Raw genomic sequence first — 18,463 nt, 5'->3', positions numbered from 1 at the left:
CAAGGTGTCAGAAATCCACCGGGTCACGCACGATGGGACAGGTCATACAGTGACCGCCACCGCGGCCGCGGCCCAGTTCGGCACCCACAATGGTGACCACCTCGATACCTTCCTTGCGCAGGTAAGTGTTGGTGGTGGTATTGCGATCGTAGGCAAACACCACACCAGGCCTGGCGCAGACCAGGTTGTTGCCGCTGTCCCACTGTTGCCGCTCGGCGGCGTAGGCGTCGCCGCCCGTTTCCACCACGCGCAGTTTCTTGAAGTTGAGTGCCCGCGCCACCACTTCGGTAAAGGGCTTGTTCTCGAGGGTGACATGGAGGCTGCCCCTGGAATCCCCGGGCCGGATTACCACCGGGCGCACCTGGTCCATGATTTCCGGGTACAGCGTTACCAGATCCCGGTCGGCGAAAGTAAAAACGGTATCCAGGTGCATGGCGGAGCGCAGCCTGGGCATGGCCGCGACAATCACCTGTTGTGCTGCACCCTTTTCGAACAGTGCCGCCGCCAGCTGCGAGATCCCCTGGCGCGAGGTGCGCTCGCTCATACCGATCAGCACCACACCATTGCCCACCGGCATCACGTCGCCACCTTCCACCGTAGCCAGCCCGAAGTTGGTATCCGGGTCGCCCCACCAGACTTCGAACTTTTCTTTCTTGAAGTCCGGGTGGAACTTATAAATAGCGGTGGTCAGGAAAGTCTCTTCCTTGCGCGCAGGCCAGTACAGCGGGTTCAGGGATACCCCGCCGTAGATCCAGCAGGTGGTGTCGCGGGTGTAGAGGGTATTGGGCAGTGGAGGCAGCAGGTACTCGGTGGCGCCATGGGCTTCCCGTGCCAGCTCGAAGAACTCGGACTGGCTGAACTCATCCGGCAGGTCCATTACCGACAGGCCCCCGATCAGGAATTCCGCCAGTTTGCGCGGCTCCAGGCTTTCCAGGTAGGCCCTGGTTTCGTCCATCAGGCTGAGGCCCACGTTGTTGGGGGTCACCTTGCGATCCAGCAGCCATTTTTTGGCTTCCGGTACCGCCACCGTCTCCGCCAGCAGGTTGTGCATTTCCAGCACTTCGATATCAAAATCCCGCATCTTGGTCATGAAATCGAAGTGATCCCGCTTGGCGTTCTGGACCCAGAGCACATCATCGAACAGCAGGTCGTCGCAGTTGGTGGGCGTCAGGCGCATATGGGCGAGGCTGGGGGCGCAGACCATAACCTTGCGCAACTGGCCCACTTCAGAGTGGACGCCGAGTGTGGCTTTGGATTCCGGTTTGGCTTTGGCCATGTGGCGAATCTCCGGTTTACAGCGTAATGGCGCCGGTGACCAGTGCGTAAATACCCACGATGGCCCCGAGTACTATGGCTGAGAAGAGCACCAGCTCGATTGGCGTGAACGTCCGCAGCTTGAGTTCGCGGCGGGCAAAAATAAACAGCAGGCTGCCGGGGGCCAGCAGTATGCAACCGAGCAGCACGTACACCAGGCCCCCGGCGATAATTATGAATATTGAGTAAATACAGGCAATGGCAGCGAATGCCATCTCGCGGCGGCGGAGCCGTCCCGGGTCCGATTCGTAGGTCTCCCGCGTCAGTCCCAGTTTCAGGCCATAGGCGGCCACCAGCAGGTAGGGGATCAGCGTCATGGAACTGGTCATTTCGAGGGTCAGGTCGAACGCGTACTGGGCAAAGATGGTCAGGATCAGGAAGATCTGCACCAGGATATTGGTCAGCCACAGGGCCGTCGACGGCACGCCGTTTTTGTTTTCGTGACCGAACGCTTTCGGTACCAGCTCATATCTGGACGCGGTAAACAGTGCCTCTGCACATAACAGGGTCCAGGCCAGGTAGGCACCGAGCACGGAAACGATCAGGCCGGCACTGACAAACACGGCGCCCCAGGTTCCTACCACCGCCTGCAAGACGCCGGCCATGGAGGGTTGGCGCAGATCGGCGATCTCCGGACGGAGCAGGACGCCGTAGGGCAGCAGGGTTACCAGGATCATCAGGCACAGCACGCCGAGGAACCCCATCACCGTGGCCCAGCCCACGTCGGAGCGATTTCTGGCGTAGCGGGAAAACACGCTTGCCCCCTCGACACCGATAAACACGAATACGGTAACCAGCATGGTGCGTCGCACCTGCCCGATTACATCGCGGAAATTGTATTCACCACCACCCCAGAAGTTTTCCACGAACAGGTCTTTCTTGAACGCAAACGCCACGATCACAATGAACATGATGATGGGGATGATTTTGGCTACAGTCACGATCTTGTTGATAAAGGCGGCTTGCTTGACTCCCCGCAGGATCATGAAGTGGATCGACCACAGCACGATGGATGACACAAAGACTGCGGGAACGGTGTTGCCTTCACCGAAGGCCGGGATGGCGGCGCCGAGTGTGGACTTGATCAGGATAAAGTAGGTGGTGTTCCCCAGGCAGCTGCCGGCCCAGAAACCGAATGCGGCGATAAACCCCGGGTAGTTGCCGAATCCTTCCTTCGCGTAGGTAAAGATACCCGCATCCAGGTCCGGTTTTCGCACCGCCAGGAACTGGAATACGAAGGCCAGCATCAGCATGCCGGTGCCGGCAATGGTCCAGGCAATCAGTGCGCCGAAGGGGCCGGTGGCGTTCCCGAAGGTGGCTGGCAGGGAAAATATCCCCGCGCCCACCATGGAGCCCACCACCATGCCCATCATGGTGGTGCGATTCAGGTAGCGCTCTTGCTCTGAGGCCATCGGGAATACCCACCAATTGCTACAACAGCAAGTGTAGATGGTGTGGTTGCATGTCCCGCAGTTGCATCAATATTCCAGCGGGAAGTAAAAATGGCGTTATCCAGTTCATCTGCGTACCCGGCCATTCCGCACCTGGGCCCTGGCGCCAAAGGCACTGCCCGGGCGGGCTGTCACAGGCAACATCTATAGTTGAAGGATGAACAAGGCCTTCGGGTATGGTGACAGTCCGGCCATGAACTCCCGCATTCAGATCCCCGGGTTGTGCCTGGGTTTGCTGGCGATCATGCTCGCTGCCTGTGGTGACCGGGGACCGGAGCAAACCGCGCCACCCCCGCCGCCGGTGGAGATACTCTCTGTGCGCGAGCAACCGGTCATTCCCCGGTTCGAGTATGTCGGCCGGGTCGAGGCCACCGATGAGCTGCAGGTAAGGCCACGGGTGGAGGGCAATATCCAGGGGCGCTACTTTGAGGAAGGCAGCCTGGTCAGGGAAGGCGAACTGCTTTACGAGATTGATCCGCAGCCGTTTGTTGCCACGCTGGAAAATCGCCGCGCCGCCGTCTCCAGGGCCCGTGCAGCGCTGGAGGTGGCCGAGCGCAACTATGGGCGCGGGCGCGAATTGGTGCCGAAGGGCTTTATCAGCAAGTCGGATTTTGACCGGTTGAAGGGGGATTTTGAGCAGGCCCAGGCCAGCCTGAAAGAGGCCAGGGCTGACGTCAGCACGGCGGAACTCAATCTTTCCTACACGCGCATTTATGCTCCCCTGACAGGTCGCATCGGGCGGTCCGCCTTTCCCGTTGGTGCTTTGGTGGGACCGCAGTCGGAGCCGCTCGCGACCATACTCAATACAGACCCGGTATTCGTCTTGTTCGAGGTGCCAGAGGATAGGGTGTTCTCGGTCCAGATTACCGCGGAGCGCCGCGCCCAGGCCGGGTTGCGGCCGGAACAGCGGGATATCCGCATCGAGCAGCCGGACGGCAGTTTTTATCCCCACCCCGGCACCATTGCTTTTGTCGACAACAAGGTCAACCCGAATACCGGCTCTGTGGCGGTCCGGGCCGAATTCCCCAACCCGAACCAGTTGCTGATCCAGGGGCAGTTTGCCCGTGTGTCAGTCCGGGTCTATGGCGGCAGCGAACAGGTCAAGCCGCTGGTGCCGCAGTCGGCGGTGCTGGAAGACATGCAGGGGCGCTATGTATTCGTCGTGGACAGCCAGGATATCGCGCATCGCCGGTACCTGGAGCTGGGCCAGCGTGAGGGAGAACTGTGGGCCGTGGAAGAGGGCCTGAAAGCCGGCGAAACCGTGATCGTCAATGGGCTGCAGCGGGTGGTCGCGGAGCAACCGGTGGATCCCCAGTCCTCCGCCCGTAACCCCTATGCCGACTACCGTGCCGGAAGTCGCGAGGGCCCTGGGCGCGGGGCAAGTGGTGAGAAGGATAAGCGGGATGGGTCCGGCATCGGCAAAGACCTCGTGCCTACGGACAGCAAGTAGGCGGTCGCCGGCGCAGGCAGCGGCGGGATGCAGGGCCGGGGTGCGGCCAGGCGACAGGGAGATGGAATTTTGCCGACAGGGAGTGGACTTTTTTGATCAGCGCATTTTTCATCCGGCGGACCAGGTTCGCGTTTGTGATTTCAATCCTGATCACCCTGGCGGGGCTGCTGTCCCTGCCACTGCTGCCCATTGCCCAGTTTCCCGACCTGGCCCCGCCGACCGTCACCGCCACCACCCGGTTTGACGGCGCCAGTGCTGAGGTCATGCGGGACAGCGTGGCGGTACCCCTGGAGGCGGAGGTTAACGGCGTTGAGGACATGCTGTACATGTCCTCTTCCAGCGGCAATGACGGCAGTTACCGGTTGACGGTGACCTTCGAGAGCGGCACGGACGAAGATATCGCGCAGGTCAATGTGCAGAACCGGGTGCAGCAGGCCACACCCGCGCTGCCGGAAGAGGTGCGCCGCAATGGCGTGATCGTGCGTAAGCAGTCCAATACCATGCTGCTGGTGGTCAACCTGATCTCCCCCGAGGAAAAATTCGATGAACTCTTCCTGGCCAACTATGCCCAGATATTTATCCGCGACGAGCTGGCACGGGTACCGGGGGTCAGTGACGTCAGTATTCTCGGTTCCCTGAATTATGCCATGCGCATCTGGCTGAACCCGGACCGGATGGCAGTGCTGAATATTACCGCGCAGGATGTGATCAATGCGGTACGCGCCCAGAATATGCAGGTCGCCGCCGGCCAGATCGGCTCACCGCCGATCGGCAAGGACCAGCAGTTCCAGTACAACATCCTCGCCCAGGGGCGGCTGGTGGATGTGGAGGAATTCAAGGATATCAGCCTGCGGGCCAACCCCGCCGGTGGCATGGTGCGGATGAAAGATATAGCGCGGGTGGAACTGGGGAGCGAGTTCTACAGTGCCTATGGCCGCCTGGACGGCAAGCCGGCGGCGGTGATCGCGGTCTACCAGCTGCCGGATGCCAATGCCCTTAACGTGGCCGAGGGCATCCGGGAACGCATGGCGGTGCTGAAAGAGCGTTTCCCGGAGGGACTGGAGGCGGAAATACTCTACGACACCACCGAGTTTGTCAGCGCATCGATCAGGGAAGTCGTGGAGACTCTGTTGATCGCACTGGTGCTGGTAATCCTGGTGGTATTCCTGTTTCTGCAGGATATCCGCTCCACCCTGATCCCCGCCATTGCCATCCCGGTGTCGCTGATCGGTACCTTTGCCCTGATGCTGGCATTCGGTATGACCATCAATACGGTCACCTTGTTCGCGCTGATCCTGGCCATCGGCATTGTGGTGGACGATGCCATTATCGTGGTGGAAAACACCCAGCGCCTGATGTCAGAGGGCCTGCCGCCACGGGAGGCTGCGCTCAAGTCCATGGAGGAAGTGACCGGGCCGGTAATTGCCACCACGCTGGTGCTGCTGGCTGTGTTTGTGCCGGTCATGCTGATGCCGGGCCTGACCGGGGGCATGTACCGGCAGTTCGCAGTCACCATCAGCATGGCGGTGATCATTTCCTCCCTCAATGCGCTGACGCTCAGCCCGGCTCTCTGTGCCACCCTGCTCAAGCGCAGTGAGGGCGGCGAAGTGGCCGGGATGAAGGAGACCGGGATTTTCGGTTGGTTCAACAAGACGCTGCACCGGCTGACCAGATCCTATATGGCCATGGTCGCGTTCTGGGTGGCCCGGCCATTGATGGGTGCGCTGTCAGTCGTCGGGATAGTCGCTCTCTGCTACTGGTTGTTTACTTCGGTGCCCTCGGGCTTTATACCGGACGAGGATCAGGGATTTTTCCTGGTCCACGTACAGTTGTCCGAAGGGGCCTCACTGAATCGCACTGGCCCGGTGGTCGAGCAGATCCGCGAAATCATGCGTGCCGAGCCTGAAGTGGCCCACGTGATGGCGGTGCCGGGATTCAATATCCTGGCGAACAATGTCAGTTCCAACTCTGCGTTCATGATCGGGATCCTGCGCCCGTGGGACGAGCGGCCGGAACGCTCCCAGCACCAGATGGCAGTGATGCAACGGGTGCAGCAGAACGTGGCGGCAGTTCCCGAGGCGCGGGTGATGGTGTTTCCAACACCGCCGCTGCCCGGGGTGGGCACCATCGGCGGCTTTGAATTTATCCTTACCGACCTGATGGGGCGTGATGCGTCCGAGCTGGCAGGCGTCCTCTACGATGTCCTCGGCCAGGCCAACCAGCGGCCGGAAATCGCCCAGGCGTTTACCAGTTTCCAGGCCAGCACCCCGCAACTGGAGCTTGAGGTCGACCGGGACAAGGCCCATACCCTCGGGGTGCAGCTGACAGATGTCTACAACACCCTGCAGACGCAGCTGGGTGGCTTCTACGTCAACGACTTCAACCTGTTCGGTAAGGTTTTCCGGGTCATGTTGCAGGGTGACGAACAGTTCCGCAGCGACGAGCAGGACCTGTCGGGATTTTTCGTCCGCGCCAACAGCGGCGAGCTGGTACCGGTTACCTCCATTGTCGAGATCTCGCCCACAGTGGCCCCCCAGACCATTGACCGCTACAACCTCTATAACAGCGTCACCATCAATGGTGCCCAGGCCCCGGGCTATTCCAGCGGCGAGGCGATGCGGGCCATGGAAAAGGTGGCGGAGCGCCTGCCTGCGGGTTATAGCTACGAATGGACCGGGTCCAGCCTGCAGGAAATCACCTCGGGGAATATGGCTCCCATCCTGTTTTTCCTCGCCATCGTATTCGTATACCTGTTCCTGGTGGCGCAGTACGAGAGCTGGATGATTCCGATTGCGGTGATGTTGTGCGTGCCGATCGCCATTGCGGGGGCGTTGCTGGTTAACCTGCTGGCGGGGGCGGTCAATAACCTGTATACCCAGATCGGCCTGGTATTGCTGATCGGCATGGCGGCCAAGAGTGCAATCCTGATCGTGGAGTTTGCCGCGAACGAACGCGATGCCGGTAAGTCCGTGGCCGAGGCGGCGATAAGTGCCACCCGCCTGCGGTTCCGGGCCGTGCTGATGACGGCGTTGTCGTTTGTGCTGGGAGTGATGCCGCTGCTGGTGGCCTCCGGCGCCGGGGCGGCCAGTCGCATTTCGCTGGGGCTGGCGGTTTTCGGGGGCATGACTGCAGCGGCGATTTTCGCCACATTACTGGTGCCGGTTTACTACGCGCTGGTGCAGTCCCTGCGGGAGAAAATCAAGGGCGGGCATATTCCGGCCACGCACCGGGCGGGCCCGCCAGCGGAACCCTGAATCCTGGCCGGAAAATGTGGTCTCAGGTGTTGCTTGCCGTATAGTAAGTACAGGTGAACTGCATACCGTGCCCGGGGCACGTGCTGAAGGTGAGAAGACAATATTACGATGCTGGACAAGATCGAGCGTAGATTCCGCCATTTCCGGGACAAGTTGGAGTCCCGGGTGCCCGCCGCGCCGGACCTGAGTGGTCATGCCGCGGTATTGCTGGCGCTGACCGAAGAGCCTGACCCGGAAGTCATTCTCACCCTGCGATCCGCCCACCTGTCGACGCACTCCGGTGAGGTTTCCCTGCCGGGTGGGCGCTGGGAAACCGGGGATGCATCCCTGCTGCATACGGCCCTGCGGGAAACCGAGGAGGAAATCGGCCTGCCAGCGGAAGCGGTGCGGGTGCTGGGGCCGCTGTGGCCGCGCAGCACCCGTTGGAACGTGCACGTGACGCCCTGGCTTGGGGTGGTCTCACCGGACGTGGCACTGGTACCGAACCCGGGAGAGCTGGACGCGATCTTCCGCGTGCCGCTGTCGTTTTTCCTGGAGGACCCGCGTATCCGCACGGACCAGATCACCATCGATGAGCGGGCCATCTACCTGCCGGCCTACCAGTTCCAGGAATACGAAATCTGGGGCTTTACTGCCGGCATCCTGACCGAGTTCCTGGTGAAGATCCTCGATGCCGATATTTCCCACCGCAACGATGTGCCGTTGCGGGCACTGAACTGACTTAATCCTCCCGGAGCCGCGGGAGCCCCCAGGCGGGCGAACGGTGCTTCTTGAGCCTGCCGGAACCCGGCGGGCCAGCTTCCGCGGCGGCTGCAGCCAGCGATTCCGGGCCGTATACTGTGGGCCGGTTTCTCCCGAGTTTTACTATGCCCAGACCCAAGTCCGCGGTCGCCCTGGAAGATGTGCACTGGGGCGCGCTGAAAACCCTGTTTCCCTACCTGCTGGAATTCCGCCGCGCGGTGGTGCTTGCGCTGCTGTGCCTGGTGGGCGCCAAGCTGGCGAGTGTGGGGCTGCCTTTTATCCTCAAGCATATCGTCGACGACCTGGATGCCGCCGGTGGTGCGGCTGCCGCGATCGCGTTGCCACTGGGGCTGTTGCTGGCCTACGGCGCGGTACGCTTTTCCAGTGTGCTGTTTGGCGAGCTGCGGGATACCATTTTCGGCCGGGTCACCGAGCGCGCCCAGCGGCGTATCGGGCTTGAGGTCTTCCAGCACCTGCACCGCCTCGACCTGGACTTTCACCTCAACCGCCGCACCGGGGGCCTGTCGCGGGATATCGAGCGCGGCATTTCCGGTATCGGTTTCCTGATGCGCTTCATGGTCTTCAACATTGTCCCGACCCTGCTGGAAATCGGCATGGTGGCAGTGCTGTTGTGGTGGAATTACAGCGGCGTGTTTGCGCTGCTGGTACTGGGTGCGGTGGTGGTTTACATCGGGTTCTCGGTAGTGGCCACTGAATGGCGGACGCGTTTTGTGCGTGAGCTGAATGAGGCTGAATCCCGCAGCAGCAGCCGTTCCGTGGACAGCCTGCTGAACTATGAGACGGTGAAGTATTTCGGCAATGAGCTGTACGAGGCTGGCCACTACGACGTGGAACTGGCCCAGTGGGAGCAGGCGCGGCGCAAGAACCGGCTGTCCCTTTTCGGGCTCAACGCCGGCCAGGCAGTGATTATCGCCACCGCAATGACCGCAGCGATGGTGCTGGCCGCTGCGCGGGTCACCCAGGGGCAAATGACCATTGGCGACTTTGTGCTGATCAATGCCTTTATGATGCAGATTTTTATCCCGCTCAACTTCCTCGGCTTTGTCTACCGGGAAATGAAGGGCTCCCTGGCCAATATCGAGAAAATGTTCTCGTTGCTGGAGGTGGCGCCAGGGGTGAAGGATATGCCCGGGGCAGGCGAACTGCAGGTAACGGAGGGCCAGGTGGAATTTGAGGCTGTCCGGTTTGGCTACCGCCCGGACCGGGAAATCCTCAATGGAATCACTTTTACCGTGAAGCCGGGCCAGAAAGTTGCCATTGTCGGTGCCAGCGGCGCCGGCAAGTCGACCCTGTTCAAGTTACTGTTCCGTTTCTACGATGCCTCTGCCGGGCGGATCCTGGTCGACGGGCAGGACATTCGTACCGTCAGTCAGGCTTCCCTGCGTCGCGCCATCGGCGTGGTGCCGCAGGATACCGTGCTCTTCAACCAGTCACTGCTGGAGAATGTCCGCTACGGCCGTGTCGATGCCAGCGATGATGAAGTGCTCGAAGCCATCCGGCACGCCCAGCTCTACGGTTTCATCAGCCAGTTGCCGGAGGGCGCCAACACCCTGGTGGGGGAGCGGGGGCTGAAACTCTCCGGTGGCGAACGCCAGCGGGTGGCGATTGCCCGGGCCCTGCTCAAACACCCACCAATCATGGTCTTCGACGAAGCCACCTCCTCCCTGGACAGCCGCTCAGAGCGAGGCATCCTGGAGGCACTGCGGCAGGTGGCCCGGGAACAGACCACCCTGGTGATTGCCCATCGCCTGTCCACAGTGGTGGATGCGGACGTGGTCCTGGTCCTGGACGAGGGGCGTATCGTGGAGCAAGGCAGCCACGAGCAGCTGCTGCGACAGGCGGGCCACTATGCTGCCCTCTGGCGTATGCAACAGGAGCAGGGCGAGGAAGGTGCTGTGGTTGATCAGGAATTGAACAGTGTGTCCCGGGACCACTGAACCCTGCGGCCACATTCTTGATAATTGGGCCGCACCGCTCTAATGTTGCGAGCCGTTGCAAAGATAACGATAGGCAGAGGCCCATATGAAGACTGCAAAATTTGCCACCGCGCTACTGGCGCTGGCTGTCATGAGCGCCTGCTCCCCCCGCGGGGAGCAGACCGAGGTAATCGAGGAGACCGGTACTGCGGTCGAACAGACCCAGGCGGAGCCCTCCGAGCAGGAAGCTGCCGAAGCCAATGGCCGCTTTGATATCTATGTTCCGGTTGAGCTGAACGCGGACCTGTCCGACCTCTCGGACGACCAGCGGCAGATGATCGGCCTGCTGATCGATGCCAGCCAGATCATGGATCGTCTCTTCTGGCTGCAGTCATTTGGTCCCGCAGAAGAGTTGCTACCGGGCATCGAGGACAGCGCCAAGCGCGAGTTTGCACGGATCAACTACGGTCCCTGGGACCGGCTCAACAACAACGAGCCATTCATCGATGGCTACGGCCCCAAGCCGCCCGGTGCCGAGTTCTATCCGGAAGACATGACCAAGAAGGAGTTCGAGCAGTGGCAGCAGCCGGGTAAGGATGGCCTCTACTCCCTGGTACGCCGCGACCAGGATGGCAACCTGAAGCTGGTGCCTTACAGCGAGGCCTACAAGAGTGACCTGGAGAAGGCTGCGGAAATCCTGCGCCAGGCGTCCGAGCTGGCCGAGGACGAGCAGTTTGCCAATTACCTGAGCATGCGCGCCGACGCGCTGCTGTCTGACGATTTCCGTCCCAGCGATATGGCCTGGATGGACATGAAGGACAATGAAATCGACGTGGTGATCGGCCCGATCGAGAACTACGAGGACCAGTTGTTCGCCTACCGCACCGCGTACGAGTCCTACGTCCTGCTGAAGGACATGGAGTGGAGTGAGAAGCTGGCCAAGTTCGCCGCCTTCCTGCCCGAGTTGCAAAAGGGCCTGCCGGTGGATGACAAGTACAAGTCCGAGGTGCCGGGCACCGATTCCGACCTGAACGCCTACGATGTAGTCTTTTACGCCGGCCACAGCAATGCGGGTTCCAAGACCATCGCCATCAACCTGCCCAATGATGAAGAGGTCCAGCTGGCCAAGGGCACCCGCCGCCTGCAGTTGAAAAACGCCATGCGCGCCAAGTTCGACAAGATCCTGGTACCCATCAGTGAAGTACTGATCGCCGAGGACCAGCGCCAGCACATCACTTTCCCGGCTTTCTTCTCCAATACCATGTTCCACGAGGTGGCACATGGACTGGGGATCAAGAAAACCGTGACCGATGGTAGCAATGTGCGCCAGGCGCTGAAGGAAACCTCGTCGGCGCTGGAAGAGGGCAAGGCGGATATCCTTGGCCTCTACATGGTGACGCGCCTGCACGAGAAGGGCGAGATCGAGGAAGGGGAACTGATGGACAATTACGTCACCTTCCTGGCCAGTATCTTCCGCAGCGTGCGCTTCGGTGCCGCCAGTGCCCACGGCAAGGCCAACATGATGCGTTTCAATTACTTCAAGGAGCAGGGCGCATTTACCCGCGATCCGGAAACCGGGCAGTACAGTGTGGACTTCGACAAGATGCAGGAAGCCATGACCAGCCTGTCCAACCTGATCCTGACCATCCAGGGTGACGGTGACTACGAGAAATCGAAGGAGCTGCTGGACAGCAAGGGCGTCGTTGGCGCCGAGCTGCAGGCCGACCTGGATCGCCTGTCTGATGCGGATATCCCGGTGGACGTCACCTTTATCCAGGGTAAGGAAGTGCTGGGACTGAAGTAAGGTCCCATAAACCCCTCCCACAAAAAACCCGGCATCACTGCCGGGTTTTTTGTTTGTAATCGCCTGCTGTAGGAGCGGCCCATGGCCGCGACCAGCGGTCGGACAACCCCGGGGCTGCAGCTGCCTTGATGGAAGCTCCGAAGTATTTCGCTACGCCCGATGTACCCCGGTAAGGCCACCGCAGCGGGAACTGGCGGCGCTACGTGAGCGAAACAAAACCGGCCCCCGGCTGCTGCCCGGGAGCCGGTTGCCGATCAGCGGTTGATCGGGGCCAGGCAAGCCATGTACACATCCAGCTGGTTCACTTCGGTGGGCAGGCTGCCAAGGCTCAGCCGTACCCGGTCGAAAGGCTGTACCGAGTTGATAGTGATCACGCGCTGGTTCACGGCACCGTCCACATCGAAGACCACCAGAGAGCTGCCTGTGCCGCTGTCACCGGTGGGCTGGCCGCCAAGCATGGTGCTGATGCGTACGGTTTCCAGCAGCACCAGGTCCAGGAGAGAGGCAGGCTTCTCCACCAGGAAGCCTATGCGATGCCTGCCGGACAGCACCGTGGTCTTGGTCACATCGATATAGGCACCGCCACCGGCCCCAGCCGATACCTCGATCCGCGCGGCATCGGTGATCACATCGTTGGTGACCCGGCCAGGGCTGGTAACCGAGCATTCCAGGCAGGGAGTGACAATGCCGTGGGCCAGCTTGGAATCACTGGTGGTAATCGGCTGGAAGTCGCCGACTGACTCACAGGTGGCCGCAAGGCCGTTGTCGCAGGCATCGCCGATACCATCATTGTCGAAATCGTCCTGCTCTGGGTTGGCAGTCTGCGGGCAATTGTCCTCCTCGTTGGCCACCCCGTCGTTGTCCACATCGGGGTCACAGGCATCCCCGATACCATCGCCATCCGCGTCGAGCTGGTTCGGGTTGGACACTGCCGGGCAATTGTCGTCCCCGTTGTCCACGCCGTCGCCGTCGCGGTCCAGGTCGCAGGCATCGCCCGGGCCGTCACCGTCCTGGTCCGACTGGTCCGGGTTGTAGTCGACCGGGCAATTGTCTTCACTGTCGTTGACGGAATCGCCATCCAGGTCTTCGTCACAGACGTCACCGAGGCCGTCCCCATCGGCATCCGCCTGGTCATTGGCGGTCATGGGGCAGTTGTCCTCATCGTTAGTGAAGCCGTCGCCATCGACATCGGCGTCGCAGGCATCGCCGACACCGTCGCCATCGAGGTCGTCCTGGCCGGCATTGGGCTCCGCCGGGCAGTTGTCCTCGCCGTCATCCAGGCCGTCATTATCGGTATCACTGTCCGCATCGCATGCGTCGCCGATGCCGTCGCCGTCCTGGTCAGCCTGGTCGAGGTTTGCCTCACCGGGGCAGTTATCGCGGTCGTCGGGGAGGCCATCGCCATCGCGATCATCGTCGCAGGCATCGCCGGTGCCATCGCCGTCCAGGTCCGACTGCTCTGTATTGGCAACCAGCGGACAGTTGTCGGTGTCATCCTCGATACCGTCATTGTCATCGTCGCTGTCACAGGCATCGCCCTGCGCGTCGCCGTCGGTATTCAACTGCTCTTCGTTGGCGAGTGCGGGACAGTTATCCACGTCATCACCGACCCCATCACCGTCCTCATCGCTGTCACAGGCATCGCCGTACTGGTCGCCGTCGCGATTGGCCTGGTCGGAATTGGGAATATAGGGGCAATTGTCGTCCTCATCGGCGATCGAGTCGTTGTCGTCGTCACTGTCACAGGCATCGCCGATACCATCATTGTCGGTATCGGCCTGTGAGGGATTGGCAACCGCCGGGCAGTTATCGCCGGTATTTTCATCGCCGTCGCCATCGCGGTCGGTATCACAGGCATCACCGATACCATCGTCGTCCTGGTCCTGCTGGTCGGCATTGGCATCCTCGGGACAGTTATCGGCTTCGTCAGGTACGCCATCTGAATCGCTGTCGGTATTGTCGTCGCAGGCATCACCGAACCCGTCTCCATCGGTGTCCTGTTGGTCCTCGTTGGCAACAGAGGGGCAATTATCAGCGTCATTGTCGACATTGTCCCCGTCGACATCATCATCACAGCTGTCGCCGATTCCGTCGCCGTCCGCATCGGTCTGCTCGGCATTGGCATTGAGCGGACAGTTATCGTTCACATCATCGACACCGTCGTTGTCACTGTCTTCGTCACAGGCATCTCCGTTGCCGTCACCATCTGTGTCCTGCTGGTCTGCATTGGCAATCAGGGGGCAGTTATCGCTGCTGTTCTCGGTGCCGTCGCCATCGGTATCGCTGTCGCAGGCATCACCGGTGCCGTCGCCGTCAGCATCGGCCTGATCGCGATTGGCGGTGGCGGGGCAGTTGTCGCTGTCCTCGGCGATGCCATCACCATCGCTGTCGGTGAAGTCATCACAGGCATCACCAATGGAGTCATTATCCGTGTCCTCCTGCCCGGGATTGGGTGTATCAGGGCAGTTGTCCTGCGCGGTGGGGGTATTGTCGCCATCGCGGTCGTTGTCGCAGGCGTCGCCAATGCCGTCCCCGTCCAGGTCTGCCTGGTCCTCGTTGGCCGTGGCCGGGCAGTTGTCTGATCCATCGTCGACGCTGTCGCCATCATCGTCCTCGTCACAGGCATCACCAGTACCGTCGCCATCGGTGTCGTCCTGCTCCGGGTTGGCCACGGCCGGGCAGTTATCCGCGCCGTCGTCGAGGCCGTCATCATCAGAATCACTGTCGGCATCACAGGCATCGCCAATGCCGTCGTTGTCCTGGTCCTCCTGGCCCGGATTTGCTGCCATGGGGCAGTTATCCAGGCTGTCGGTGACCTCATCACCATCGGTGTCATTGTCACAGCTGTCGCCGGTACCATCGCCATCGAGGTCATCCTGATCACTGTTCGCAACCAGCGGGCAGTTGTCGGCACTGTTCCCGACGGTATCGCCGTCGATATCGTTGTCGCAGGCATCACCGGTACCGTCGCTGTCACCATCGGCCTGGTCTGGATTGGCGGTCGAAGGGCAGTTATCGGCACTGTTGTTTATACCATCTCCATCCCGATCGCTGTCACAGGCGTCGCCGCTGCCATCGCCGTCGGCATCGCCCTGGCCGGGATTAGCCATGTCCGGACAATTGTCATCCTGGTCCGTGATGCCGTCGCCATCGGTGTCCAGCGGGGCCGCGGAGGCGCTGTTGAAGGTGGTTGTCTCCCTGCGACCGCTCTCATCCGCTGTGCAGGCGTAGAGAAGGGTGAGCGATGCAAAGAGAAGAAAGATCGGGAAGCGCATCATGCGGGTTTCTCCGGAGCAGGTTTTTGTTGTCTGCCCGGGGCGGGAATCTGGCGTAGATGCAATGGTCGGGACCACACAAACCGGCGTCCCTGCACGGTTGGTGACTTCAGCCTGAACAGCAACTTCCCTGTCGCCCCTGGCACGCCGCCGGGTGGATCTGGATCCCGGCGGCTTTCCTTTGCCTATAGAAAATTTTTCTTTATTGCGTGATGGCTTTCTAATCTAAAGTGTGAATTGTGTCTATATGTTGGCGTCAAAGCTAACGAGTGTTGAACCTGGCGATATGACTATTTGTTGTTAACTGCCTTTCAGGTTGGCCCCCTCGTTTGGCCGCCTGACTTCTCTGCCGGTTCGGTTGCCGGGGCGGCGTTCAGTGCTGTGCCGGTTTCGCGACAGGTCAGTGTTCGATCCTGTGGCCAGGCGGGCATAGCACAGCAATCCGCCTGCGGTCATGGAGGTGGGACTGGGGCCAGGCACGGCAGGTAAATGTCTAATTGGTTTACAGAATATGGCAGGCCGTCGAGTCGAACCTCGACAGCATCGAAATCCGCGTCGGTTTTGAATGTTACCAGGCGGCGAAAACCGGACTCACCCTGTAGCCTGAACACCAGCAGCTCCCGGCCGTGAGCACGCTCGCCGGTGTCCACCCCGTCGAGTAATGTCCGCAGGGTGAGGCCTTCGAGGATTATGCGATCAAGGTGCAGGGTGGCGGACTCGAGGATAAAGCCGGCCCTGAAAGGTCCCGTATACGCCTCATTGGTATCCACTATCCGGATAAAAGCGCTGCCCGCCGAGTCTATGGGTACCGCCAGGCGCCCGGCATTGGCAAAGAAATCATCGGGAACGTTTTCCGGGGTGAATACCGGGCACAGGGGGCAGTCGGGACCTGAACCCACGGTGAAGTCGGTATCGAAACCGGAGAGCGCCCTGAACCCATCCCGGTCGCCACAGGAGACCGGTTCATTGGTGTCGCATACGTCCCCCAGGCCATCATCATCAATATCTTCCTGCCCGGTATTGGCCTGGAGCGGGCAGTTATCGGAGGTATTCCCCACGCCATCGCCGTCGAGGTCGGCATCGCATAGGTCACCGATGCCGTCATTGTCGCGGTCGGCGCCGTCGGCATTGGGAATGTCCGGGCAATTGTCCGCCGAATCCGGAATGCCGTCCCCGTCCCGGTCGGTTTCGCAGAGGTTGCCGTCGCCGTCGTCGTCATCGTCGAGCTGGTCCGCGTTGGCGGTAAACGGGCAGTTGTCGGTGCCGTTGGCAACCCCATCGCTATCAAGGTCGTTATCGCAGGCATCCCCACGGCCGTCCAGGTCGATATCGGACTGCGCTCCATTGGCGATGTCCGGGCAGTTGTCGCGGTCGTCGCGGATACCGTCGCGGTCCGCATCCGGCCGGACTTCCTCGCAGGCATCCCCGATCCCGTCGTTGTCGTCATCTTCCTGTTGCGGGTTCGGGATATCGGGGCAGTTGTCCTCTGAATCCAGCACCGTGTCATCATCGCGGTCCGGGGTCGGTGCTGCACAGGCATTGCCAATGCCGTCCCGGTCGCTGTCTTCCTGGCCGGGATTGGTTGTGTCGGGACAGTTGTCCTCACTGTCTGCGATGCCATCCTCATCCCGGTCCAGGCCCTGCGGCGTGGGGTCGCAGGGATTGCCGCGACCATCGCCGTCATCGTCTGCCTGGCTGTTATTGGCAAGAAGGGGGCAGTTGTCGTTGCCGTCCTCCCGGCCATCGCTGTCGTCATCCCTGTCGCAGGCGTCGCCAAGGCCATCAGCGTCCGTGTCGCGCTGGTCGGGGTTGATCACCAGCGGACAGTTGTCATCGCTGTCGGGAAAGGTGTCATTGTCGTCATCCGGGTCGCAGCTGTTGCCGAAACCGTCCCTGTCCGGGTCCGGCGGATTGGCGAGGTCGCTACCGGGGCAGAGATCGGGACCGTCGCCGGGAGGAGAAGCGCCACAGAGGTCACCAACGCCGTCTGCATTACTGTCGGCCTGGTCGGGGTTGGCAAGGCCCGGGCAGTTGTCATTGTCGTTGGCCACACTGTCGCCATCCCGGTCGCGGTCGCAGGTGTCGCCCACCAGGTCATTGTCGAGGTCGGCCTGGTCGGCGTTTGCCTGAACCGGGCAGTTATCGTCGATATCATCGATGCTGTCGCCGTCATCATCCAGATCACAGCGATCCCCCAGGCCGTCACCATCGCGGTCGGACTGGTCTGTATTGGCGCGCAGGGGACAATTGTCGCTGCTGTCGCGGATCCCATCGCCGTCGTCATCGTTGTCACAGGGATTGCCGAAGCCGTCACCATCCAGGTCGGCCTGGAATTCGTTGGGACGATCGGGGCAGTTATCCAGCGGATCCGGGACCCCGTCCAGGTCCGAGTCGACTTCCTCATCACAGGGGTCGCCGATGCCGTCGCCATCGCTGTCTCCCTGTAGGTCGTTGGTGTTGTCAGGGCAGTTGTCGAGGGCGTTGGTAAAACCGTCGCCGTCGCGATCGTTGTCGCACACATCGCCGATACCATCCTCGTCCAGGTCCAGCTGCACAATATCGGGAATACTGGCGGGCTCGCGGTTGGGGTTCAGTGGGCAATTGTCGACGTCGTTATTGACCCCGTCGCCATCGAGGTCACGATCGCAGGAGTCGCCGATGCCGTCTCGATCCTGGTCGGCCTGGCTGGGGTTGTGGGTATCCGGGCAGTTATCGGCATCGTCCTGAACCGAGTCGTTGTCGGTGTCCTGTGGCGGTGCGGGTTCCGGTGTTGTCGGTGGACTGGCTGATGGCGGGGGACCACAGGCGTCGCCGTCACCATCGCCATTGAAGTCGGCCTGGTCGGGGTTGGGGGTTGCGGGGCAGTTGTCCTGCAGGTCGATGATGCCATCGCCATCGGCATCATTATTGCGCGGGCGGCCGTTGTCGTCGTCCGAATCGAATATGCAGCCGGACAGGACGAGCGCAACCAGGACAACCAAAGCCCGTAAACGGAACATCTAAACAACTCCGGGCACACTATCCCTTGTGCCATCACTTCCCTGTGCTCCGGCGACAGCAGCCGGGGCGAATCTCCCGGACCCCTCTTCAGGTTTAGGAGATATCTGCCGATGTGTCGAAAAGGAGGTGGGAGCGACATAGGGGGCGGGCAGCCAACCGGGCATCGTATCCATCATTAAAGCGTTATCCCGGTACTGGATAACTCACCCTGGCTTTGCACCCCCCTGCCGCCATCAC

The 18,463-nt window shown here is 61.2% G+C and carries 9 protein-coding genes; 5 read left to right on the top strand and 4 right to left on the bottom strand.

Annotated elements, in window-relative coordinates; genetic code table 11:
- Positions 1–7: 7 nt before the first annotated feature.
- A complete protein-coding gene (arcA, locus tag LVE68_RS04155; RefSeq protein ID WP_233005771.1) occupies positions 8–1,276 on the bottom strand; it encodes an arginine deiminase in 1,269 nt (422 codons plus the stop codon).
- A 16-nt stretch (positions 1,277–1,292) separates the two neighbouring features.
- A complete protein-coding gene (locus LVE68_RS04150; RefSeq protein WP_233005770.1) occupies positions 1,293–2,726 on the bottom strand; it encodes a basic amino acid/polyamine antiporter in 1,434 nt (477 codons plus the stop codon).
- Positions 2,727–2,958: 232 nt separating this feature from the next.
- On the opposite strand from LVE68_RS04150, the gene LVE68_RS04145 reads away from it, so the two are divergent.
- The 5 genes from LVE68_RS04145 (at position 2,959) to LVE68_RS04125 (ending at position 11,951) form a co-directional block, all read left to right on the top strand.
- On the top strand, positions 2,959–4,215 hold the full coding sequence (locus LVE68_RS04145) for an efflux RND transporter periplasmic adaptor subunit (RefSeq protein ID WP_233005769.1): 1,257 nt from the start codon (positions 2,959–2,961) through the stop codon (positions 4,213–4,215).
- Between the two features lie 92 nt (positions 4,216–4,307).
- Complete coding sequence (locus LVE68_RS04140) at positions 4,308–7,469, top strand: efflux RND transporter permease subunit (protein WP_255701152.1); 3,162 nt, start codon at positions 4,308–4,310, stop codon at positions 7,467–7,469.
- Positions 7,470–7,577: 108 nt separating this feature from the next.
- A complete protein-coding gene (locus LVE68_RS04135; protein ID WP_233005767.1) occupies positions 7,578–8,189 on the top strand; it encodes an NUDIX hydrolase in 612 nt (203 codons plus the stop codon).
- Between the two features lie 146 nt (positions 8,190–8,335).
- Positions 8,336–10,168 (top strand): ABCB family ABC transporter ATP-binding protein/permease, encoded by a 1,833-nt coding sequence (locus LVE68_RS04130; RefSeq protein WP_233005766.1) that lies wholly within the window; start codon positions 8,336–8,338, stop codon positions 10,166–10,168.
- Positions 10,169–10,253: 85 nt separating this feature from the next.
- Positions 10,254–11,951 carry a dipeptidyl-peptidase 3 family protein gene (locus tag LVE68_RS04125; RefSeq protein WP_233005765.1) on the top strand — a complete coding sequence of 566 codons (1,698 nt, stop codon included), beginning with the start codon at positions 10,254–10,256 and terminating at the stop codon, positions 11,949–11,951.
- A gap of 254 nt (positions 11,952–12,205) precedes the next feature.
- Here LVE68_RS04125 and LVE68_RS04120 read toward each other — a convergent pair whose 3' ends face one another.
- Together LVE68_RS04120 and LVE68_RS04115 are read right to left on the bottom strand one after the other, a co-directional pair.
- Positions 12,206–15,229, bottom strand: a complete 3,024-nt coding sequence (locus tag LVE68_RS04120) for a thrombospondin type 3 repeat-containing protein (RefSeq protein WP_233005764.1) — start codon at positions 15,227–15,229, stop codon at positions 12,206–12,208.
- A 449-nt stretch (positions 15,230–15,678) separates the two neighbouring features.
- The gene (locus LVE68_RS04115) at positions 15,679–18,225 is read right to left on the bottom strand and encodes a thrombospondin type 3 repeat-containing protein (protein WP_233005763.1); all 2,547 of its coding nucleotides are present in this window, start codon (positions 18,223–18,225) and stop codon (positions 15,679–15,681) included.
- Between the last annotated feature and the right edge of the window lie 238 nt (positions 18,226–18,463).

Source organism: Microbulbifer sp. YPW16 (genome assembly GCF_021290385.1).
GTDB classification, from domain to species: Bacteria; Pseudomonadota; Gammaproteobacteria; order Pseudomonadales; family Cellvibrionaceae; genus Microbulbifer; species Microbulbifer zhoushanensis.
The sequence above is the reverse complement of the archived record's forward strand: the minus strand, read 5'-3'. Positions and strand labels throughout refer to the sequence as shown.